Here is a 21,444-nt window from a genome sequence, read left to right as displayed (position 1 = left end):
CCTGCGGTATGCTGGGCGGCCCGTCCGGACGGGCGAACGAGGAGACGGCAGTGCCGGACGAGACGAGCGGAGAACACACGCATTTCTGGCGCGCCGCCGAACTGGGCGGCGTCGAACTGCTGCACGCGCGCTATGTGGAGCAGCGCTTCGCGCCGCACGTGCACAGCAGCTTCGCCCTAGTCATCATCGAGCAGGGCGCGCAGCGCTTCCGCCATCGTGGCGGCGAGCACCTAGCCCCGCTGGGCAGCATGGTGCTGATCAACCCCGACGAAGTGCACACCGGCTCCAAGGCCCATGATGCCGGTTGGCTCTATCGCGGCTACTACCCGGAAATGGAGCAGATCGACGGGATTCTCGACGAGCTGGAAATCCATCATGGCGGCGTGCCGCGTTTCGCCGACAGCGTGATCCACGACCAGCCCCTGGCACGCGCCTTCGTCCACTTGCACCGCCTGCTGGCCGAGCATGCCGGCAGCCTGGAAACCCAGACCCGCTGGCGCGAGACGATGCTCGCCCTGTTCCGTCGCCACGCCCGCCTGCCAGAAGCGCCGAAGGCCGGGCAGGAGCCGTTGGCGGTGGCCCGCGCCCGCGAACTGCTGGCGGCGCGGTTGCTCGATCCGCCTTCGCTGGAGGAACTGGCGGCGGCGGTCAATCTGTCCCCGTTCCATTTTGCCCGGGTCTTCCGTCGCGCCACCGGCATGCCGCCCCACGCCTGGCTCAGGCAGCGCCGCCTGGAGCAGGCCAGGGCACTTCTCAAGAGCGGCCGGGCGCCGCTGGAGGTGGCCCTGGAGCTGGGCTTCGCCGACCAGAGCCACCTCGGTCGCCAGTTCAAGCAGGCCTACGGGGTGGCACCGGGTGAATACCGCTCGGCCTGCGCGCGCTCGTCCTTGACGACATACGAATAAGTCAAGCTCACATTTGCAAATCATTTGTATTTACGTTCTTTACGATTTGCCGTAATTTTGCGCCCCACTTTTTCCTGCGTCCCTGGGGGAGCCTCGATGTCGTCCGTGAGTTCGTTGTCGCGCCTGGCCGTCGCCATCGCGCTGGGTGTGTCCATGCAGGCGGCGCAGGCCGAAGAGGAAGCCAAGGAACTGGGCACGGTCACCGTGGTCGGCGACTGGCTGGGCGAAGCCGACCAGGCGGTGGTGCAGAACCATCCCGGCGCGCGCAGCGTGGTGCGTCGTCGGGAAATGCTCGAGAGCGGTGCGCAGAACGTCCGCGACGTGCTGCGCAAGGTGCCCGGCGTGCAAGTGCAGGACAACAACGGTACCGGCGGCAGCGACATCTCCCTGAACGTCGGGGTGCGTGGCCTGACTTCACGCCTGTCGCCGCGCTCGACGGTGATGATCGACGGCGTGCCGGCGGCGGTGGCGCCCTACGGCCAGCCGCAGCTGTCGATGATGCCGCTGTCCATCGGTAACCTGGAGAGTATCGACGTCGTGCGCGGCGCCGGCTCGGTGCGCTACGGCCCGCAGAACGTCGGCGGGGTGATCAACTTCGTGACCCGGGCGATTCCGGAGAAGTTCTCCGGCGAAATCGGCACCACCATCGAGCATGCCGGCCACGGCGGCTGGAAGAAGCTCAACCAGGCGTTCCTCGGCGGGACCGCCGACAACGGCCTGGGCGTGGCGCTGCTGTATTCCGGGGTGAAGGGCGCCGACTACCGCGACGGCAACAACGACAACGATATTGATGACGTGCTGCTCAAGACCCATTGGCAGCTCACCGACAGCGACCAGTTGGCGGCCAACTTCCACTACTACGACGCCTACGCCGATATGCCGGGCGGCCTGACCCAGGCGCAGTACGACGACGATCCCTTCCAGTCGGTGCGCGACTGGGACAACTTCCGTGGTCGGCGCAAGGACTTCTCGCTGAAGTACACCCGCCAGGTCGACGACCTCACCCAGTTCGAGGTGCTCACCTACTACAGCGACAGTTTCCGCGGCAGCAGCATCGCCGCGCGCAACCTCAGGACCATCACCTCGTACCCGCGCGACTACCATGTGTTCGCGGTGGAGCCGCGGGTCTCGCGGATCTTCTTCGCCGGCCCGACCACCCAGGAGATCGGCATCGGCTACCGCTACCTGAAGGAAGCGATGAACGAGCGCGCCAGCCAGCTGGCCCTGGTCGACAATGTGCCGACCGTGCGTCCCGGCTCGGACGGCCATACCTACCAGGACCGTACCGGCGGTACCGAGGCCAGCGCCTTCTACATCGACGACAAGATCGATGTCGGCAACTGGACCATCACCCCCGGCATCCGCTTCGAGAAGATCGACAGCGACTGGCGCGACCGCCCGGTGCTCGGCCTGAACGGCAAGCCGGTGCAGGAGAAGAAGCGCAGCAAGGACTACAACGAACCGCTGCCGGCGCTGAGCCTGATGTATCACTTGAGCGACGAGTGGAAGCTGTTCGCCAACTACTCCGAATCGTTCGGCAGCCTGCAGTATTTCCAGCTCGGCCAGGGCGGCAGCGGCAACGATACCGCCGCCGGCCTGGAGCCGGAGAAGGCCAAGACCTACGAACTGGGCACGCGCTACGACAACGGCAGCTGGGGCGGCGAGATCACGCTGTTCTACATCGACTTCGACGACGAGCTGCAGTACGTCAGCAACGACGTCGGCTGGACCAACCTCGGCGCCACCAAGCACCAGGGCATCGAGACTTCCGGCCACTATGACTTCGCCGCTCTCGATCCGCGCCTGGACGGCCTGTCGGTCTACGGCAGCCTCACCTATACCCGCGCCACCTACGAAGGCGACATTCCCTCCTTCAAGGGGCGCGACCTGCCGCTCTACTCGCGCCAGGTGGCCACCGCCGGGGTGCGCTACGAGGTCGACCGCTGGACCTACAACCTCGACGCCTTCGCCCAGTCCATGCAGCGCGCGCCAGGGCTGAGCACCGACAGCCAGGGCAACTTCACCCACAACTACATCACCGAGCCCAGCGCCGACGGCCAGTACGGCGACATTCCCGGCTACGTGACCTGGAATGCCCGCGTCGGCTACGACTTCGGCCCGCAGGCGTCGAACCTGAAGCTCGGCCTCGGGGTGAAGAACCTGTTCGACAAGCAGTATTTCACCCGCTCCAGCGACAACAATTCGGGAATCTACGTGGGTCAGCCGCGAACGCTGTTCATGCAGGCCAGCGTCGGTTTCTGAATATTCGGATGCGACTTGGCGCATCGTCCGACGACAGGCGTCCTGCGGCAACGCGGACGCCTGTTCTATGATGGGCGCGGAATTTCCATCGGAACGCTGTGGCCTGATCCGCGGTCCATGCAGTCCAATCGATGACGGGCTTCCTTTCGGCGGCCACGCAAGGTAACAAGGACGATGACCCAACATTCGCAATTCGCCCTGCTGGGCAAGCGGCGTTTCCTGCCGTTCTTCATCACCCAGCTGCTCGGCGCTTTCAACGACAACATCTTCAAGCAGTCGCTGATCCTCGCCATCCTCTATCACCTCAGCGTCAGCGGCGACCGCAGCCTGCTGGTCAACCTCTGCGCGCTGCTGTTCATCCTGCCGTTCTTCCTGTTCTCGGCACTGGGCGGACAGTTCGGCGAGAAGTACAACAAGGACGCGCTGATGCGCGCGCTGAAGCTGGCCGAGGTGGGCATCATGCTGGTCGGCGCTGCCGGCTTCGTCTTCGGCAGCCTGCCGCTGATGTTCGTCGCGCTGTTCGCCATGGGCACCCACTCGGCGCTATTTGGCCCGGTGAAGTATTCGATCCTGCCCCAGCACCTGCACGAGGACGAACTGGTCGGCGGCAACGCGCTGGTGGAGATGGGCACCTTCCTGGCGATCCTGGCCGGCACCATCGGCGCCGGCGTGCTGATGTCCCATGCGCATTACGCGGCGGCGGTGGCCACCGCGGTGGTGCTGGTGGCCGCCTGCGGCTACCTGGCCAGCCGTGGCATTCCGCGAGCGGCGGCGGCGCTGCCGGGGTTGAAGCTCGACTGGAACATCTTCGCCCAGTCCTGGAGCATCCTCCGCCTGGGGCTCGGCCAGCGCCCGGCGGTCTCGCGCTCGCTGGTGGGCAACTCCTGGTTCTGGTTCCTCGGCGCGGTCTACCTGACGCAGATCCCGACCTTCGCCAAGGAATGGCTGCACGGCGACGAAAGCGTGGTGACCCTGATCCTCACCGTGTTCTCGGTGGGCATCGCGCTGGGCTCGATGCTGTGCGAGAAGCTTTCCGGTCGCAAGGTGGAGATCGGCCTGGTGCCGTTCGGCTCGATCGGCCTGACCGTCTTCGGCATCCTCCTCTGGTGGCACGCCGGCGGCATTCCCCCAGGCGAGGCGCCCTACGACTGGCTGGCGGTGCTGCGCCACCATGAGACCTGGGCGGTGCTGGCCGACATCCTGTTCATCGGCATTTTCGGCGGCTTCTATATCGTACCGCTGTACGCCCTGATCCAGGCGCGCACCGACGAGGACAAGCGGGCCCGGGTGATCGCCGCCAACAACATCCTCAACGCCCTGTTCATGGTCGCCGCTGCGCTGGTCTCGATCCTCTTCCTCAGCGTCGCCAAGCTGTCGATCCCGCAGCTGTTTCTCGCCCTGTCGCTGATGAACGTCGCGGTGAACGTGTACATCTTCAAGATCGTCCCGGAATTCACCATGCGCTTCCTGGTCTGGCTGCTCAGCCACACCATGTACCGGGTCCGGCATGTGAATCTGGAGGCGATCCCGGACGAGGGAGCGGCGGTGCTGGTGTGCAACCACGTCTCGTACGTGGACGCGCTGCTGATCGCCGGCTCGATCCGGCGGCCGGTGCGCTTCGTCATGTACTACAGGATCTTCTCGCTGCCGGTGCTCAACTTCGTCTTCCGCACCGCCGGCGCGGTGCCCATAGCGGCGCGCCACGAGGACGAAGGGATCTACGAACGCGCCTTCCAGCGCATCGCCGACTACCTGAGGGACGGGGAGCTGGTGTGCATCTTCCCTGAGGGCAAGCTGACCGCCGACGGCGAGATGAATGAGTTCCGCGCCGGGATCGAGCGGATCATCGAGGAAACCCCGGTTCCGGTGATCCCCATGGCGCTGCAGGGCCTGTGGGGCAGCTTCTTCAGCCGCGACCCGAACAAGGGCTTCTTCCGCCGCCTGTGGTCGCGGGTAAGCCTGGTGGCCGGCGAATCGGTGGCGCCGGGGGCTGTGGAGCGCCTCGACCTGCAGGCTCGGGTGACGAGCTTGCGCGGCGAAGCTCGCTGATCGATCCGCAGAAACGAAAAAGCCCCGGCGATGCCGGGGCTTTTTTTGGCGAACTACAAGTTAGATAACTTGTACTTCGTCGGCTTGCAGGCCTTTCTGGCCGTTGACGACCACGAAGGAAACCTTCTGGCCTTCCTGCAGGCTCTTGAAGCCGGTGCCCTGGATGGAACGGAAGTGAACGAACAGGTCGTTACCGCTTTCCGGGGTGATGAAGCCGAAGCCTTTGGCGTCGTTGAACCATTTTACGGTGCCGTTCTGACGATTCGACATGGTGTAACTCCTGAAACAAAGTTGATTGCGGCGACGGAAATATCCGAGCCGGTAGGTACTGAGTTGCAAAGAGTACGAGGAGCCGAGGCGATGAGCGGACCGAGATCTACCACACCAGGTCACGATTCACTGTGACCCAAGCAAGCACAGTGGTCGCAGAGTACGCGATAAAACTGCGGAAAGCGATACCCCTCGGAGCATATTCGATGGATGTCTAATGGCTCAGCTTGAGGCCGACCAGTCCGCAGACGATCAGCGCGACGCTGGCCAGGCGCAGCAATGCCATGGATTCGCCGAACAGGACGATCCCGGCGATTACCGTGCCGACCGCGCCGACCCCGGTCCAGACGGCATAGGCGGTGCCCAGCGGCAGGTGCTTCATGGCCAGGCCGAGCAGGCCCAGGCTGACCAGCATGGCGAGCGCCGTGAGGACCGTGGGAAGCGGCTTGCTGAAGCCTTCGGTGTATTTCAGACCAACGGCCCAGCCCACTTCGAACAGGCCGGCGAAAAACAGGATGATCCAGGACATGGCGATCTCCAGGGCAACGGGTGGCGGGGCCGTCCCCATTCGATCACCGGCCGGAGGCGGGTGGTGAGGTCGTCCTCACTGCGTGCGGTATTTTGCATGGTTAATCGGTCGGGACAAGGCTTCCCGACCGGGACCCAGTTCAACGCGGCGTATCTTCCATACGCCGGAACAGGGCGGCCAGCAGCGAACCGGAGAGATTGTGCCAGACGCTGAACAGCGCGCTGGGCACCGCTGCCAGGGGCGAGAAATGGGCGTTGGCCAGCGCCGCGCCGAGCCCCGAGTTCTGCATGCCGACTTCGATGGCCAGGGCCTTGCGCTGTGCCAGCGGCATGCCGGTCAGCTTGCCGGTGAGATAGCCGAGCGACAGGCCGAAGCCGTTGTGCAGCATCACCACGGCCATGATCAGCAGGCCGGACTCGGCGATCCGCGCCTGGCTGGCGGCCACCACCGCGGCGATGATCACCACGATGCTGAATACCGAGACCAGCGGCAGCACCTCCGCCACCTGTCGGGTGCGCTCGCCGAGCAGGCGCTGTGCCAGCAGGCCGAGGGCGATGGGCACCAGCACCACCTGGAGGATGGACAGGAACATCGCCGCGAACGACACCGGCAGCCAAGCCGAGGCCAGCAGCCAGACCAGCGCCGGCGTGACCAGCGGGGCGAGCAGAGTGGTCACCGAGGTGATCGCCACCGACAGGGCGACATCGCCACGGGACAGCCAGGTCATCACGTTGGAAGCGGTGCCGCCGGGGCAGCAGCCGACCAGGATCACGCCCACCGCGATCTCCGCCGGCAACTGCAACAGGCGGCAGAGCAGCCAGGCCAGGCCGGGCATGATGACGAACTGGGCCAGCACGCCGATCAGCACCCGTATGGGGTGCCGGGCGACCTCGCGGAAGTCTTCGCCCTTGAGCGTCAGGCCCATGCCGAACATCACCAGGCCGAGCAGCGGCGCGATGGCGACGGTGAGCGGGAGGAACCAGGCCGGCTGGAAGAAGGCGAGGATGGCGAACAGCAGGACCCAGAACGGGAAGCTGGCGCTGACGAAACGGCTCAGGGCGGTCAGGGCACGCATGGGCTTTCCTTGTTATTGGACGGCCGCCAGTCTGCCATGCCGGGCGCGACTCTCCCAGCGGCGGGCGCCGCCGGGAGAGCGGGGCGTCAGACGCCCTGGGGGATTTCTTCGCCGCCGAGGGCCTCGAAGAGCGCCGGAAGGAATTCGGCGAAGGTCAGCATCATCAGGGTGAAGCTGGCATCGAGCTGGCCGAGGGCGTCTTCGCCGCCGTCCTTTTCCGCCTGCTCCTGCAGCAGGTCTTCGAAGCGCAGGCGCTTGACCGCCAGCTTGTCGTCGAGGACGAAGGACAGCTTGTCCGACCAGGCCAGGGACAACTGGGTGACCAGCTTGCCGGCGGTGAGATGCAGCTGGATTTCCTCGCTGGTCAGGTCCTGGCGCTTGCAACGGACCACGCCGCCGTCCTCGTGGGTGTCGCGCAGCTCGCATTCGTCGAGCACGTGGAAGTCGCCGGCGGCTTCCTGGGTCTTGACCCAGTCGGTGAGGGTCGCGGTCGGCGCGACCTTCACGCTCAGCGGGCGTACCGGCAGGGAGCCGAGCGCTTCGCGCAGCGTCGAGAGCAGGTCTTCGGCCTTCTTCGCGCTGGCCGAGTCGACCAGGATCAGGCCGAGGCTCGGCGCGATCGCGGCGAAGGTGCTGGAGCGGCGGATGAAGGCGCGCGGCAGCAGGGTCTGGACGATCTCGTCCTTCAGCTGGTCGCGTTCCTTCTTGTAGACCTTGCGCATCTGCTGGGCTTCGATCTCGTCGACCTTTTCCTTCAGTGCGTCACGCACGACGCTGCCCGGCAGGATGCGCTCTTCCTTGCGTGCCGAGATCAGGAAGAAGTCCTGGCTGACGTGTACCAGCGGTGCGTCCGGGCCTTTGCCGAACGGCGCGGTGAAGCCGTAGGTGGTCAGCTCCTGGCTGGCGCAGGGGCGGGCGGGTTTTTCGCCGAGGGCTTTCTCGAGGGAATCGGCATCCAGTTGCAGATCCTGGGTGAGGCGGTAGACGAGCAGATTGCGGAACCACATGGGGTCGTTCTCTCCGGGCACAAAGGACCCATTATTCCGCCGCTGGCGGCTCAGGCCAACCCCGGTCCGTCGCTAACTCCTTGGAACGGCAGAAAATTTTTTTCATCGAGGGGCTTGCCAGGGGCCGAATCGCTCCGTAGAATGCGCCCCACTTCGAGAGTGAAGGGTGATTAGCTCAGCTGGGAGAGCATCTGCCTTACAAGCAGAGGGTCGGCGGTTCGATCCCGTCATCACCCACCAATCTCGCAAGTTACGCGCAGCGGTAGTTCAGTCGGTTAGAATACCGGCCTGTCACGCCGGGGGTCGCGGGTTCGAGTCCCGTCCGCTGCGCCATTTCCTTCCTTCGCTGTATCTCTTGCGCTTCCTTCCCGCTTCATAATTCGACGTTTTTCGACGCTTCCTTTCCGCTGTTCTTCTGTCCTCGTTCCACGCGTTCGTTCTGCTATCTCCTTCATTTTTCGGAAAGTTCGGCCTTGAACTTATCCGCGCGCACCTGTTCCTATTGCCCATAGCCACTGGTCGCGACAGCCTGCTAAGCTCGCGGCTTCATCGAATATGCCCGAGCGGCGAACAGATTAAAGGACTCAGCATGAAACAACATCGGTTGGCAGCAGCGATCGCACTGGTCGGTCTGGTTCTCTCCGGCTGCGATTCGCAGACCAACGTTGAGTTGAAGACCCCGGCGCAGAAAGCTTCCTATGGTATCGGCCTGAACATGGGCAAGAGCCTGTCCCAGGAAGGCATGGACGACCTGGATTCGAAAGCCGTCGCCAAGGGCATCGAAGACGCCCTCGGCAAGAAGAAGCAGCAGCTCACCGATGAAGAGCTGACCGAAGCCTTCGCCTTCCTGCAGAAACGTGCCGAGGAGCGCATGGCGGCCATCGGCGACGAAAACGCCAAGGCCGGCAAGAAGTTCCTCGAGGAAAACGGCAAGCGCGACGGCGTGACCACCACCGCTTCCGGCCTCCAGTACGAAATCGTGAAGAAGGCCGATGGCCCGCAACCGAAGGCCACCGACGTGGTGACCGTCCACTACGAAGGCCGCCTGACCGATGGCACCGTCTTCGACAGCTCCATCGAGCGCGGCAGCCCGATCGACCTGCCGGTCAGTGGCGTGATCCCGGGTTGGGTCGAAGCCCTGCAACTGATGCACGTCGGCGAGAAGATCAAGCTGTACATCCCCAGCGAGCTGGCCTACGGCGCGCAGAGCCCGAGCCCGGCGATCCCGGCCAACTCGGTACTGGTCTTCGACATGGAACTGCTCGGCATCAAGGATCCGTCCAAGCCGGACGCGGAGCCCGAGGCCGGTGCCGCAGCGCAGCCCGAAGCCAAGGCGGACGCGAAGAAGTAATTTTTCCGCCGCGATGCATGAAACGCCCCGTCCATGACGGGGCGTTTTCATTTGCGGATTCGGCTGAACCCAGGCGCTGCCGCGAGGGTCTGAAAAACAGGTCGAGGGCACGGCCGGTGTTACCCTTATGCACACATTTGTCGCACGTCGACCCGACCTACGGTATTGACCTCGGGTTGTCCGTTGCGCTAGGTCAAACCCTTGATTTTCAATGCTTTTAGAGCACTGTCTAAAAAGTGTCCGATCTGTCGGAAAGCCTGTAGCGACGGGCTTCTCGCCGACGGAAGGGGGGGCTGTTCACAAGGTTATCCACAGTATGCGTGGATAACCCGGAGAGCCTCGGCGGCAAGCGCTTGAGCGAGGTGGAAGGATGGATGCACCACGAGGATTCAGTCGTTACCTGGGGATCGCGGAACGTTTCCTGGCCCGTGGCCGGGTGCCCGCCTTGTTGATTGCGGTAGCACGCAAGCGCTCGCGCCTGAAGCTGGTGAAGAGCGACCTGCGCCTGCTGCAGGAACTGCTGGTGGCCTGGGTTCGCGGCGAATACCGCGGACTCAGCCGCCAGGCGTTGCTCTCGGTGATCGCGGCGCTGGCCTATTTCCTTTCGCCGGTGGATATCGTCCCCGACTTCATCTTCGGTGTCGGCCTGCTCGACGATCTCGCCGTCCTGGCCTGGGTAGTGCGTCGCTGGCAGTCCGAGCTGGATGCCTTCAAGGTCTGGCGCGACGCCCAGGGCGTCGAGACGCAGCAGGCGCTGCGAGAGCTGCCGGCTCCCAGGGCGGAGCGCGTTCAGGGTTCCTGAGGCGCTCGCAGGCTGTTTTCCAGCAGGCGCTCGATGCTGCCGTCCCTGACCATCTCGTCGAGCACCCGGTCCATACTTTCGACGGGGACCGGCAGTTGTCTGCCATAGATGCAGTGCATCCGATAGCTCTGCAGTACCAGCGGACTGACGCTCAGGCCCAGCTCGGGATGCTGGCGCGTCAGGTAGAGCAGCGGGCGGCGCATGTCCACCGCGGCGTCCAGGCGCGAACGCTTGAGCATCTGCACGCGACTGGCCAGGTCGCGGGTATCTTCGCGGCGAATTTCCCCGGCAGCGAAGGCCTGCATGAGATCGTCCGCGTAGACATAGCCTAGACTTGTACCCAGGGTCTTGCCGCGCAGCTCGGCGAAGTCGCGGATCGCCGGACGGTCGTCGCGCTGCAGCAGGACGTCCTGCTCTTCGAAGAGGGCGGGAGACCAATGGTAGCGTTCGGGTTTGCTATCCCATCCGGGGTTGGAGTTGCAGATCACGTGAATATGTCCGCTGGCCATGAAGCCGTCGATCCTTCGGTTCGGCGTTTCCACGAAACGCAGCGACAATCCCAGCCGCTGCGCGACCCGCTCCCCCAACTGGCGGGTGAAGCCGCCTTGCAGCTGGTGATCGACGATGTCCACGTAGGGCATGCCGTCGGCGGGGCTGAAGCCCCAGCGCAGCTCGCCGGCGAAGGCCTGTCCGACTCCCAGCAGGATGCACAAACCAAGACTTCTCCGGCGCACCCGTGGGCTCCTCCACCAGGCAGACTGTGTGACCAGGGCAGCAGTATAGCCAGTCCGCAGCGGCGCGGTGCCTGATAAGATGGCGGCTTGCAAGGAGACCGACATGAATGTCCAAGTGATCACGCGAGACGGCGAGGCGGAGTACGCGGTGTTGCCCTGGGCCGAATACCAGGCGTTGCTGGCCGCCGCCGGTCGCCCGGCCGCCAGTGTCGCGGTGGAGACGACCGCGCCGGCGCCGCCTTCCGCGAGTCTGCTGGAGCGCCGCGAGGCGCGCGGCCTGAGCCTGGAACAGGTGGCCCGGGAGGTCGGTATCAGTCCTTCCTACATGGCGATGATCGAACGCGGCGAACGCGAGGCCAGCGAGGCCATCCTGTTCGCCCTGGAGCGTGTGCTGGGCAAAGCGACGGGGGCCTGACCTTGAGTGTGCTGATCAGCCGTAAACACTGGGATAGCCTGCTGCTGGAAATCGAGGATGCGCGTCGCCAGCGTCATCTGCTCACCTACCGGGCGCTGATCGAGCGCCTGCAACTGCCGACTCCGGCGATGACCACCCTCACCGCGGCTCTCGAGCACCTGGCATCGCTGGATGCGCGCTCGGGGCGTCCGTTGCGCAGTTCGCTGGTCATCAGCCAGGGCGCAAGCCGCTTGCCACGCACCGGTTTCTTCGAGTGCGTGGAGCGCCTCGGGCGTTTTTCCGGTCCGCCGGACGGCCCGGCCGCGGCTGGCTGGCATGCGGCGGAAGTGGTCCGTGTCTTCGAATTCGAGTATCCCGATGAACTCTGAATGGATCTGGCGCCTGCGCGCCCGCCTCGGTTACGGCGTGGCCCGGCAGTTGCTGGGCTGGCCCTGGCTGGTCAAGCAGCCGCGAGCCTGGCAGTGGATGCAGGGGCAGTTCTCGCGCATGGCCAACCTCGGACACCGCGACGCCCAGGCGTTCTACGGTCACCTGCTGCTGTTCCGTGGACAGGGCTTCGGCGCGCGCGAGGAGGGCCTGCGCCTGCTGCGCCTTGCTGCCAGCGCGGGCGATGGGAAAGCGGCCTACCAGCTCGGCGTGCAGGCGCTCAAGGGCGACAGCCGGCAAGCGCCCGACGCGCTGGCAGCCAGCCGCCACTGGGCACTAGCGGCAGAGGCGGGCCACCCGCTGGCGGCGCGCAAGCTGGCGGAACTCTACCGCGATGGAGGCCCGGGCCTGGCGCCGGACAGCGAGCGCGCCGAGCACTATGCGCAACGGGCGTCCGCGCTCGGTCTATAGCTGAACGAACGATTCAGGCGGCCTCGATCAGGTGCAGGCTGTAGCCTGGCACCGCCTTGGCCTGGCGCTTGGCCTCGGAGGCCAGCGTCGCCAGGTGCGCGGCATCCATTCCCTGGCAGGCTTCGGCCGGTAGATGCACCACGCCGACGGACAATGACAGCAGCGGGTACTCCTCGCGCTGGCCATGGCGGTTGTGCGCAACGAAACAGCCGGCTTCCAGGTGCTCGCGGCTGTAGAAGCGCCGGCATTGGCTCTGGAAGGTTTCCAGCAACCGGTCGATCCGTGTGCGCCAGTCCTCGGGGCCGAGCACCAGCATGAAGTCGTCGCCGCCGATGTGGCCGACGAAGTCGCTGCCCGGGTCGATCCGTTCGCTCAGGCACTGTGCCAGGCACAGCAGGACCTCGTCGCCGCGGGCGTAGCCGTAGAGATCGTTGAAGGGTTTGAAGCTGTCGATGTCGATGTAGCAGATCACCGCCTCGCGCCTTTGTTGCAGCAGGCGTTCGAGGCATTGCTGGATCGGCACGTTGCCGGGAAGCAAGGTGAGCGGATTGGCGTGCCGCGCCTGCTGGAGCTTTTCCTCGGTGATCAGCCTGAGCACGTCGATCACCCGGCCCATGCCCGCATAGTGCCCGCCGCGGGTGACGATGAAATCTTCCTCGATACGCTGGCGTGCGCGGCTGGTCAGCAGGCGGCTGACCTGCTGCAGGGTCTGGCCGAGTTCCACGGCGAGAAAATCGTCGCTCATCAGGCGGCTGATCGGCTTGCGCAGGAACAGGTCGCAGGCGAAGGGCCGGAGCAAGGCGTCGGTGAGCGCGTGGCGATGGACGATGCCGATGGGACGCCCCTCTTCGTCGAGGATCGCCAGGGAGTTCAGGTTGGCCTGGCGGCGGAAGATTTCCACCACTTCCTGGGTCGAGGTGCGAACGTCGACCGCGCGCTGTTCCAGCAGCAGCGCACGCAGGTCGCCGTGCTCGTCGCTGGAAGACTGGCTGGGGGCGCCAGCGCTGGGCAGCATCTGTTGTACGTCGCTCGCCGGGTGTTCCTGCGGGCGGCCGAACAGATAGCCTTGCACCAGGTCGACCCCCATCTCGCTAAGCACCGCCAGTTCCTCGGGCAGTTCGATGCCTTCGGCGATGACCTGGGCGCGAGAGGCTCGGGCCATCTTCAGGATGGAGCCGACGAACTCGCGTTTCACGGTGTCCAGGTGGATGCCGTCGACGAAGTGGCGGTCGATCTTCACGTAGTCCGGACGCAGTTCCGACCACAGGCGCAGGCTGGAGTAGCCAGCGCCGAGGTCGTCGAGGGCGATGGAGAAGCCCATGGCGCGATAGTGGTGCAGCGCGGTGTCGAGCAGGTCGAAGTCGTCGATGGGGGTCTGTTCGGTCAGTTCGATCACCACCCGGTTCGGCGAGATCCCCAGCTGTTGCAGCAATTGCAGGGTGCGGCCGGGCGGATGGCCGGCTTCGAGGAGGGACTCCGGAGAGACGTTGAGGAACAGCATGGCGTCGCCCTGGATGTCGCGGAAGCGGCTGAAGGCGCGTTGTCGGCAGAGCAGTTCCAGTTCGCTCAGCCGTCCGCATTGGCGGGCCACGGCGAACAACGCCAGGGGCGAGTGCAGCGGGCTGTTGGACGGACCGCGGGTTAGCGCTTCGTAGCCGACCAGACGCCGTTCGGAAAGCGAGAGGATGGGCTGGAACAGGCAGTGCAGGTCGCCGTGGGCCAGGATGCTGTCCAGGGCGCTCAACTGCTCGGTGACGGTCATGGAACGCTCTCGTCGCAATGAAAAAGGGCCGGTTGTGCAACCGGCCCCGTATTTCACGACAGTCCCATGACTGTTTTATGACGCTCCCGCTGAACTCAGTGCTTGGCCACCGCCGAGTTGAGGTTCAGGTAGTCCAGCAGGATGTGCCCGGACTCGGTGAGGTAGGCGTCGTCCTGCGGCTTGGTCTTGTCGTCCTCTTCCGGCAGGGCGTTCTCGTCCTCGCGCTTGAGTTCCTTCAGCGGCTCCTGGCCCTTGGACTTGCGCAGGGCGTTCTCCATGGCCAACTGGCGGTTCTCGATGCTGGTCTGCTGGGCGCGGCGCTTGGCCTCGTTCAGGCTGACGGTCTTCTCCTTCATCAGCTCCTGTGCCAGCGCCAGGCGCTCGCGGGCGTAGACGAAGTCGGCGTTGTTCTCGGTGCGCGCGTCGTGCTGGGCCTTGAGTTGCGCGAGGAACGGCTTGAACGGGTTGGCCTCGTCCTTCACCACCGGGCGGATGGTGTCCCAGGGCATCGAGTCGGGCAGGGCGCTTTCGCCGATTTCCTTGTCGTCGACGATGGACGGGTAGCTGATGTCCGGGATCACGCCCTGGTGCTGGGTGCTCTGCCCGGAGACACGGTAGAACTTCGCCAGGGTCAGCTTCAGTTCGCCGTGGTTGAGCGGCTGGATGGTCTGCACGGTGCCCTTGCCGAAGGTCTGTCCACCGAGGATCAGCGCGCGGTGGTAGTCCTGCATGGCGCCGGCGAAGATCTCCGAGGCGGAGGCCGAGAGACGGTTGACCAGCACCGCCAGCGGGCCGGTATAGAAGGCCTTGCCTTCGTCGTCGTTGAGCACGTCGACGCGGCCGTCGCTGTTGCGCACCAGCACGGTCGGGCCCTGGTCGATGAACAGGCCGGTCAGCTCGGTGGCTTCCTGCAGGGAGCCGCCGCCGTTGTTGCGCAGGTCGAGGACGATGCCGTCGACCTTGTCCTTCTGCAATTCGGCGACCAGCTTCTTCACGTCGCGGGTGGTGCTCTTGTAGTTCGGGTCGCCGGCGCGGTAGGCCTTGAAGTCCAGGTAGAAGGCCGGCAGGTCGATCACGCCGAGCTTGTAGCTGCGGCCTTCGTGGTCGACCTTGATGATGGATTTCTTCGCCGCCTGGTCCTCCAGCTTCACCGCCTCGCGGGTGATGGCGACGATCTTGCTGGTCTGGTCGTTCGGCGCGTTGCTCGCCGGAATCACTTCCAGGCGTACCTGGGAGCCTTTCGGCCCACGGATCAGCTTGACCACTTCATCCAGGCGCCAGCCGACCACGTCGACCATTTCGCCCTTGCCCTGGGCGACGCCGATGATCTTGTCGGAGGTGGCGATCTGCTTGCTCTTCGCCGCCGGGCCGGCTGGCACCAGGCGTACGACCTTGACGTAGTCGTTGTCGCTCTGCAGCACCGCGCCGATGCCTTCCAGCGAGAGGCTCATGTTGATGTCGAAGTTTTCCGCGTTGTCCGGCGACAGGTACTGGGTGTGCGGATCGTAGGACTGGGCGAAGGCGTTGATGTAGGCCTGGAAGATGTCTTCGCTGCGGGTCTGCTTCAGGCGCGACAGCTGGTTCTTGTAGCGCTTGGTGAGCTGTTCCTGGATCGCCTTGTCGTCCTTGCCGGTGATCTTCAGGCGCAGGACCTCGTCCTTCACCTTCTTGCGCCAGAGGTCGTCGAGCTCTGCGGTGTCCTTCGCCCAGGGGGCTTTTTCGCGGTCGATCAGCAGGCTCTCGTCGACGCTGAAGTCGATCTTGTCGACGCCTTTGTCGAGCATCGCCAGGGCGTAGTCGAGACGGCCTTTCAGGCGGTCGAGGTGGCGCTTGTAGATGACGAAGCCGGGATCGAGATCGCCGCTCTTGAGGAAGTCGTCGAACCTGTTGCGCCAGCGATCGAACTCGGCGATGTCGCCGGCGGTGAAGTACATCCGCGCCGGATCGAGCATCTTCAGGTAGCTGTCGTAGATCTTGGCCGAGCGTTCATCGTTCAGCGGCGGCTTGTTGTAGTGGTGCCGCTTGAGCAGCTCCACCACGTTGAGGCTGGCGATGACCTGCTCGCGGTCCGGCTGCAGGCTGTCCCAGGAATTCTGGGCGCTGCCGACGGAGACGGCGGTCGAGGCGAACAGCGGCAGCGAACTGGCGCCGAGGAGGAGCAACAGGGCGGTACGGGGCAGAAAACGCTTCATGCTGATTCGACTGATCGCGGAGTAATGACGCATATTAGGCCTTATTAGCCGGCGCCGGGTTCCCTTGGCGCAATGCAAAAAGCCCGACTCTGGGTGATCGGGCCGTGACAACCCCACTATGGAGGCAGCGTGAACGCATTGCAAGGTATCGAAGGTCGTGTCGAGTGGTCGGAAATCGCCGCCCCGTCCTGCGGTCAGGGCGAAATCCGCATCCGCGTGGCGGCCGCCGGACTCAACCGCGCCGACCTGTTGCAGAAGGCCGGGCTCTACCCGCCGCCTCCCGGCGCCAGCCCGGCGCTGGGGCTCGAGTGTGCGGGTGTGGTCAGCGAGGTGGGCGCGGGCAGCACCTGGCAGGTCGGCGACCGGGTCTGCGCGCTGCTCGCCGGCGGCGGCATGGCCGAGGAAGTGGTGGTGGACGCGCGCCACGTACTGCCGGTCCCGGCAGGGCTGAGCCTGGCGGAGGCGGCGGGGATTCCGGAGGTCTACGCCACGGCCTGGCTGAACCTGTTCCAACTGGCGGCGTTGCAGCCCGGCGAGAAAGTGCTGCTGCACGCCGGCGCCAGCGGCGTCGGTTCGGCCGGCATCCAACTGTGCAAGGCGTTCGGCAACCCCTGCTGGGTCAGCGTCGGTTCTGCCGAACGCCTGGCCTACTGCGAATCCCTGGGCGCCGCCGGTGGCGCGCTGCGCAAGCAGAGCCTGGAATCGCTGCGCGATTTCGCCCCGTTCGACGTGATCCTCGACCCGGTCGGTGCCCGCTATGCCGGGTTGAACCTGGAGCTGCTGCGGAGCGACGGGCGCTGGGTGATCATCGGCCTGATGGGCGGCCGCGAGGCGCAACTGGACCTGGCACAACTGCTAGGCAAGCGTATCCAGTTGACCGGCTCGACCCTGCGTACCCGCGATACCGAGTTCAAGGCGCAACTGATTGCCGAGCTGGGGTTGAAGGTCTGGCCATTGTTCTCCGCCGGGAAACTCCGTGCGCAGCTGGAGCGAACCTTCCCGATCGGCGACGCCGAGGCGGCGTTCGAGGCGCTGGCGAGCAACCAGGTGCAGGGCAAGGTCGTGCTGGTGGTGGACCCATCGCTGGCCTGAGGAGCCGCTTCGGCACCGTCGAGGCGATGGAAAGCGCGATCCGCTCGCGCTTTCGCGGCGAGCCTGTCAGCGCCAGGCGTTGACCGGCCAGCCCATTTCCTTGGCGTAGGCGAGCAGGGTCGGGTCCGGATTGACCGTGTTCGGATGGCCGACCAGCTTCAGCAGCGGCAGGTCGTTGCGCGAGTCCGAATAGAACCAGGCGTCGGCCAGTTGGCGATCGTCTCCTTCCAGCAGGTCGAGCAGACGCAATACCTTGCCTTCGCGATAGGTGAGGGTGCCGAGGGTGCGGCCGGTGTAGTGTCCGTCGAGCACTTCGAGATCGATGGCGAGGACTTCGTCGACGCCGATCCGCGCCGCGATCGGCTTGACCAGGTGCACCCCGGATGCGGAGACGATCAGCACCCGGTCGTTGGCGCTGCGGTGGCGCGCCAGGCAAGCGCAGGCGTCGCTGTAGATCAGCGGCTCGATGACCTCCTCGACGTAGGCCTCCACTTCCCGCTCGACTTCCTCGACGCTGCGACCGATCAGCGGTTGCAGGGTGTAGTCCATGTACAGGTCCATGGACAGCTTGCCTTCGGCGTACTGCTCCATCAGTTCGGCGTCGCGGCGGACGAAGGATTCGTCGACCCAGCCGAGACTCGCCATGCGCTGGCTCCACAGGCTGGAGCAGTCGCCGTGGATCATGGTCTCGTCCAGGTCGAAGATCACCAGGCTCATCAAGCTACCTCTCGAATACTGTTGCGATCGATGACCAGCGTCAGCTGACTGCCGGCCGGATACAGGCGGTCTGCGCTGCGGTTGAGGACGTCGACGGTGAGTTCCACCCCGGCGGCCTCGACGCGGTAACGGATCACGTTGCCGAGCAGACTGTGCGAGCGTACCAGCGCCGGCACGCCTTCGCTCGGTTCGTTGCCCAGGCGCAGGGATTCCGGGCGGATCGCCACCTGGTGCGCGCAGGGCTGGCCGAGCAGGCGGCTGGCCTGTTCGGCGTCGAGCAGGTTGTAGTTGCCGATGAAGCCGGCGGCGAAGGCGTTTTCCGGCGCGGTGTAGAGGGTCTCCGCGTCGCCGCTCTGGACGATGCGTCCGGCGTTCATCAGGACGATGCGGTCGGACAGGGTCAGCGCTTCTTCCTGATCATGGGTGACGAACACCGTGGTCAGCCCCAGCTCCTGCTGGATGCGGCGGATCTGTTCGCGCAGGTGCTTGCGGATGCGCGCGTCGAGGGCCGACAGCGGCTCGTCGAGCAGCAGCAGGCGCGGGCGCGTCACCAGCGAGCGGGCCAGCGCCACGCGCTGGCACTGGCCGCCGGAGAGCTGGTGCGGGTAGCGTGCGGCGTACTCGCCCAGTTCCACCAGTTCGATGGCTTCGGCGACCCGCTGCTTCAGTTCCGCCGCCGGCACCTTCTGCATGCGCAGGCCGAAGGCGACGTTCTGTTGCACGGTCATGTTGGGGAACAGCGCGTAGCTCTGGAACACCATGGCGATCCCGCGCTTCTGCGGCGGCAAAGGCACCACATCCTCGCCGTCGATGAGGATGCGCCCGCTGTCGACCTCGGTCAGCCCGGCGATGCAACGCAGCAGGGTGGACTTGCCGCAGCCGCTGGGGCCGAGCAGGGTGACGAACTCGCCGCGGGCGGCAGCGAAGTCGATATCGCGGAAGATGCTGGTGGCACCGTAGCTCTTGTCGAGCTGTTCGACGCTGACGAACGACATGATCAGGCCTTGTCCTTGTTCAGTCGGTTGGCCGCCCAGGTCAGGACCAGGACGAACACGAAGTAGGAGACCACCACTGCGCTGGTGTAGTGGCCGCTGCTGTTGCGCATGTTGTTGAGGAACACCTGCAGGGTCTCGTAGCGGGTACCGACCAGCAGGTTGGCGAAGACGAATTCGCCGATGAGGAAGGAGAACGACAGCAGCAGGGCCACCATCACGCCCTTGCGCAGGTTCGGCAGCACGACCAGCAGCGCCGCCTTCCAGGTGCTGGCGCCGAGCAGGTGGGCGGCGTCCATCAGGTCGCGCAGGTTGATCGCCTGCAGGTTGTTGGTGATCGCCCGGTACATGAACGGCAGGGCGATGGTGAAGTAGCAGCCGACCAGCACCCAGGGCGTGCCGATCATTTCCAGCGGCCCGCTGGCATAGAGTTGCAGCAGGCCCACCGAGGAGACGATCGGCGGCACCGCGAAGGGCAGCAGGATGAGCACGTTCATCACGCCGTCCAGGCGCGGGAAGTGGTAGTGGATGACGAACATCAGCGGCAGGATCAGCAACACGCTGAACGCCAGGGCGCCGAAGCAGACCAGCAGCGAGCGGGCGAAGGCCAGCAGGAAGCGCTGGTCGCTCCACAGCGTCAGGTACCACTTCAGGGTCAGGCCGTCCGGCAGCAGGGTCGCCGACCACTGGGTGGCCAGCGAGTAGAGCAGGGTCGCCGCCAGCGGCAGGACCAGGATCAGGAACAGCGCGCAGACCACCAGGCGATGGTAGAGCGCGGCAGGACGTCGATCAGCGCGCGACATGGTAGCTCCTGCGCAGCAGCCATTGGTGGACCAGGGTGATCAGGGTCATCAGGCCGACCAGCACCATGGCCAGCGCGCTGGCCATGTTCGGGTCGGGGAACACGTCGCCGGCGACCAGCGCGCCGATGCGGATCGGGATCACGTTGAAGTTGCCGGTGGTCAGCGAGTACACCGTGGCGTAGGCGCCGAGGGCATTGGCCAGGAGGATGACGAAGGTGCCCAGCAGTGCCGGGGTCAGCACCGGGATGCCGATGTGTCGCCAGTACTGCCAGCCGTTGGCGCCGAGCAGCGCGGCGGACTCGCGCCAGTCCTCGCGCAGGGCGTCGAAGGCCGGGTAGAGCAGCATCACCCCGAGGGGGATCTGAAAATAGGTGTAGAGGATTATCAGGCCGGTCTTCGAGTAGAGATTGAAGTCGTCGATCCAGCCGGCCTGCTTGAGCAACAGGGTCAGCGCGCCGTTGAAGCCGAGCAGGATGATGAAGGCGAACGCCAGCGGTACCCCGGCGAAGTTGCTGGTCATGTTGGAGAAGGCCATGACGAAGTCGCGCAGGCGGCTATCGACGTGGCGCAGCGAATGGCTGCCGAGCACCGCGATGAGCAGGCCGAGCAGGCTCGACCAGCCGGCGATCTCCAGGCTATGGCGGATCGCCTGGCGGTAGAAGGGCGAGCCGAACAGCTCGAGGTAGTTGGCCAGGCTCCAGGCATCGCTGGCCTTCAGGCTGTTCAGCGCGACCCAGGCCAGCGGCGCTATCTGGAAAATCACGAAGAACGCCGCGAAGGGCAGCAGGAACAGCAGCGCCAGCCATTTGCCGGAGAGTCGTTTCATGGGGCGAGCAGCTCCCGGCAGACGGGTTTGTCGTGGGCGGCGCCGAGGATTTCGCAGAGCGTGCCGCAGAGGTCGGTCTGCAGCGGTTGCGCCAGGTCGTCGCGGCTGAAGGCGTCGCCGAAGACGAACAGCGGCACCTCGCGCTCCTCCTCGAGGATGCCGCCGTGGCTGCGGTCCTCGTTCATTCCGTGATCGGCGGTGATCGCCACCTGGTAGCCGGCCGCCAGCCACTGGTGCAGGTATTCCGACAGCAGCGCGTCGGCGCGCCGCGCGGCGTTGCGGTAGGCGGGGCTGGCGAGGCCGTGCCTGTGCCCGGCGTCGTCGATGTTCATCGAGTGGACCAGCATGAAGTTCGGTGCGTGCCGGCGGCGCAGGCTTTCCGCATCGGCGAACAGGTGCGAGTCCGGATAGTGGTCGTTCCAGTAGAAGTGTCCGCGCTGGATCGGCAGTGCGCTGTCGTCGGTGTGGCGGTCGCGGGCCGGGTCGAACGGCGCGCGGTTGTACAGTTCGCTGACCCAGTGGTAGGCCGCTGCCGCGGTACTCAGGCCGGCCGCGCGGGCATAGTGGAACAGGCTCTGTTCCTGGCTCAGGCGGACCACGTCGTTGTGCAGGATGCCGCTATCGATCGGCGGCACTCCGGTGAGGATGCATTCGTAGAGCGGTCGGGACAGCGAAGGCAACTCGCATTCCAGGCGGTACGACTGGCCGCGGCCGGCGCCGCAGAGGGCCTGGAGATGCCCCATGCAGTCGCGGGCGACGCTGTGGTTGAGGCCGTCCAGCAGGACGAGGATGACGTCGTGGCGCATTCGGGGTATCCGTCGATG

At 65.4% G+C, this 21,444-nt stretch carries 21 protein-coding genes and 2 tRNA genes; 11 read left to right on the top strand and 12 right to left on the bottom strand.

The features are described 5' to 3' along the window. Positions 1-50 precede the first annotated feature (50 nt). From HMPREF2924_RS20810 to HMPREF2924_RS20800, 3 genes are all read left to right on the top strand, one after another. A complete protein-coding gene (locus HMPREF2924_RS20810; RefSeq protein WP_003091607.1) occupies positions 51-905 on the top strand; it encodes an AraC family transcriptional regulator in 855 nt (284 codons plus the stop codon). Between the two features lie 96 nt (positions 906-1,001). Next, complete coding sequence (locus tag HMPREF2924_RS20805) at positions 1,002-3,167, top strand: TonB-dependent receptor family protein (protein ID WP_003091606.1); 2,166 nt, start codon at positions 1,002-1,004, stop codon at positions 3,165-3,167. Positions 3,168-3,341: 174 nt separating this feature from the next. Next, positions 3,342-5,216 carry an MFS transporter gene (locus HMPREF2924_RS20800; RefSeq protein ID WP_003091605.1) on the top strand — a complete coding sequence of 625 codons (1,875 nt, stop codon included), beginning with the start codon at positions 3,342-3,344 and terminating at the stop codon, positions 5,214-5,216. A gap of 60 nt (positions 5,217-5,276) precedes the next feature. On the opposite strand, the gene HMPREF2924_RS20795 is transcribed toward HMPREF2924_RS20800, so the two are convergent. The 4 genes from HMPREF2924_RS20795 to rdgC form a co-directional block, all read right to left on the bottom strand. Further along, on the bottom strand, positions 5,277-5,486 hold the full coding sequence (locus HMPREF2924_RS20795) for a cold-shock protein (RefSeq protein WP_003091604.1): 210 nt from the start codon (positions 5,484-5,486) through the stop codon (positions 5,277-5,279). Positions 5,487-5,700: 214 nt separating this feature from the next. Continuing rightward, entirely contained in the window at positions 5,701-6,015 is a 315-nt protein-coding gene (sugE, locus tag HMPREF2924_RS20790) for a quaternary ammonium compound efflux SMR transporter SugE (protein WP_003091603.1), read from the bottom strand. A gap of 139 nt (positions 6,016-6,154) precedes the next feature. Next, on the bottom strand, positions 6,155-7,090 hold the full coding sequence (locus HMPREF2924_RS20785) for a bile acid:sodium symporter family protein (RefSeq protein WP_003130133.1): 936 nt from the start codon (positions 7,088-7,090) through the stop codon (positions 6,155-6,157). A gap of 86 nt (positions 7,091-7,176) precedes the next feature. Then, positions 7,177-8,097: a recombination-associated protein RdgC gene (rdgC, locus tag HMPREF2924_RS20780; protein ID WP_003091601.1), complete on the bottom strand. Its 921-nt coding sequence runs from the start codon at positions 8,095-8,097 to the stop codon at positions 7,177-7,179. A 164-nt stretch (positions 8,098-8,261) separates the two neighbouring features. On the opposite strand from rdgC, the gene HMPREF2924_RS20775 reads away from it, so the two are divergent. The 4 genes from HMPREF2924_RS20775 (at position 8,262) to HMPREF2924_RS20760 (ending at position 10,250) form a co-directional block, all read left to right on the top strand. Beyond that, positions 8,262-8,337: transfer RNA gene (locus HMPREF2924_RS20775), tRNA-Val, on the top strand. Between the two features lie 16 nt (positions 8,338-8,353). Next, positions 8,354-8,430, top strand: a tRNA-Asp gene (locus HMPREF2924_RS20770). Positions 8,431-8,686: 256 nt separating this feature from the next. Next, on the top strand, positions 8,687-9,448 hold the full coding sequence (locus HMPREF2924_RS20765; RefSeq protein ID WP_003091600.1) for a BamJ family beta-barrel-assembly machinery protein: 762 nt from the start codon (positions 8,687-8,689) through the stop codon (positions 9,446-9,448). Between the two features lie 370 nt (positions 9,449-9,818). After that, on the top strand, positions 9,819-10,250 hold the full coding sequence (locus HMPREF2924_RS20760) for a YkvA family protein (protein WP_003109163.1): 432 nt from the start codon (positions 9,819-9,821) through the stop codon (positions 10,248-10,250). On the opposite strand, the gene HMPREF2924_RS20755 is transcribed toward HMPREF2924_RS20760, so the two are convergent. Then, on the bottom strand, positions 10,238-10,984 hold the full coding sequence (locus tag HMPREF2924_RS20755) for a substrate-binding periplasmic protein (protein ID WP_003130413.1): 747 nt from the start codon (positions 10,982-10,984) through the stop codon (positions 10,238-10,240). The two genes, HMPREF2924_RS20760 and HMPREF2924_RS20755, sit on opposite strands and share 13 nt — an antisense overlap. 103 nt (positions 10,985-11,087) lie before the next feature. Between HMPREF2924_RS20755 and HMPREF2924_RS20750 the strand changes: the two genes are divergently transcribed. From HMPREF2924_RS20750 to HMPREF2924_RS20740, 3 genes are read left to right on the top strand one after another with little or no spacing between them, the layout of a single operon-like run. Next, positions 11,088-11,399 carry a helix-turn-helix domain-containing protein gene (locus HMPREF2924_RS20750; RefSeq protein WP_003114792.1) on the top strand — a complete coding sequence of 104 codons (312 nt, stop codon included), beginning with the start codon at positions 11,088-11,090 and terminating at the stop codon, positions 11,397-11,399. 2 nt (positions 11,400-11,401) lie between these two features. After that, the gene (locus HMPREF2924_RS20745) at positions 11,402-11,767 is read left to right on the top strand and encodes a hypothetical protein (protein ID WP_003114793.1); all 366 of its coding nucleotides are present in this window, start codon (positions 11,402-11,404) and stop codon (positions 11,765-11,767) included. Continuing rightward, the gene (locus HMPREF2924_RS20740) at positions 11,757-12,236 is read left to right on the top strand and encodes an SEL1-like repeat protein (protein ID WP_003109166.1); all 480 of its coding nucleotides are present in this window, start codon (positions 11,757-11,759) and stop codon (positions 12,234-12,236) included. The genes HMPREF2924_RS20745 and HMPREF2924_RS20740 overlap by 11 nt, the downstream gene beginning before the upstream one ends. 13 nt (positions 12,237-12,249) lie before the next feature. Here the strand turns inward: HMPREF2924_RS20740 and HMPREF2924_RS20735 are convergent, their stop codons facing one another. Both HMPREF2924_RS20735 and HMPREF2924_RS20730 read right to left on the bottom strand, forming a co-directional pair. Next, positions 12,250-13,998, bottom strand: a complete 1,749-nt coding sequence (locus HMPREF2924_RS20735) for a bifunctional diguanylate cyclase/phosphodiesterase (protein WP_003109167.1) — start codon at positions 13,996-13,998, stop codon at positions 12,250-12,252. Between the two features lie 95 nt (positions 13,999-14,093). Beyond that, on the bottom strand, positions 14,094-16,190 hold the full coding sequence (locus HMPREF2924_RS20730; protein ID WP_003091593.1) for a carboxy terminal-processing peptidase: 2,097 nt from the start codon (positions 16,188-16,190) through the stop codon (positions 14,094-14,096). 129 nt (positions 16,191-16,319) lie between these two features. Between HMPREF2924_RS20730 and HMPREF2924_RS20725 the strand changes: the two genes are divergently transcribed. Further along, positions 16,320-17,282 (top strand): NAD(P)H-quinone oxidoreductase, encoded by a 963-nt coding sequence (locus tag HMPREF2924_RS20725; protein ID WP_003091592.1) that lies wholly within the window; start codon positions 16,320-16,322, stop codon positions 17,280-17,282. Between the two features lie 66 nt (positions 17,283-17,348). On the opposite strand, the gene HMPREF2924_RS20720 is transcribed toward HMPREF2924_RS20725, so the two are convergent. The 5 genes from HMPREF2924_RS20720 to HMPREF2924_RS20700 are packed head-to-tail and all read right to left on the bottom strand — an operon-like array spanning position 17,349 to position 21,426. Continuing rightward, the gene (locus HMPREF2924_RS20720; RefSeq protein ID WP_003091591.1) at positions 17,349-17,999 is read right to left on the bottom strand and encodes an HAD family hydrolase; all 651 of its coding nucleotides are present in this window, start codon (positions 17,997-17,999) and stop codon (positions 17,349-17,351) included. Beyond that, the gene (locus HMPREF2924_RS20715) at positions 17,999-18,994 is read right to left on the bottom strand and encodes an ABC transporter ATP-binding protein (protein WP_003091590.1); all 996 of its coding nucleotides are present in this window, start codon (positions 18,992-18,994) and stop codon (positions 17,999-18,001) included. Before HMPREF2924_RS20715 ends, HMPREF2924_RS20720 begins: the two co-directional genes overlap by 1 nt. Before the next feature lie 2 nt (positions 18,995-18,996). Further along, complete coding sequence (locus HMPREF2924_RS20710) at positions 18,997-19,794, bottom strand: ABC transporter permease (RefSeq protein WP_003091589.1); 798 nt, start codon at positions 19,792-19,794, stop codon at positions 18,997-18,999. Continuing rightward, positions 19,781-20,620 carry an ABC transporter permease gene (locus HMPREF2924_RS20705; RefSeq protein WP_003091588.1) on the bottom strand — a complete coding sequence of 280 codons (840 nt, stop codon included), beginning with the start codon at positions 20,618-20,620 and terminating at the stop codon, positions 19,781-19,783. The genes HMPREF2924_RS20710 and HMPREF2924_RS20705 overlap by 14 nt, the downstream gene beginning before the upstream one ends. Continuing rightward, a complete protein-coding gene (locus HMPREF2924_RS20700) occupies positions 20,617-21,426 on the bottom strand; it encodes an alkaline phosphatase family protein (protein ID WP_003109171.1) in 810 nt (269 codons plus the stop codon). The genes HMPREF2924_RS20705 and HMPREF2924_RS20700 overlap by 4 nt, the downstream gene beginning before the upstream one ends. Positions 21,427-21,444 lie beyond the last annotated feature (18 nt).

Origin of the sequence: Pseudomonas sp. HMSC063H08, from assembly GCF_001813645.1 — a bacterium.
Lineage (GTDB): Bacteria > Pseudomonadota > Gammaproteobacteria > Pseudomonadales > Pseudomonadaceae > Pseudomonas > Pseudomonas aeruginosa.
This window is presented reverse-complemented; position numbering and strand designations above follow the sequence as displayed.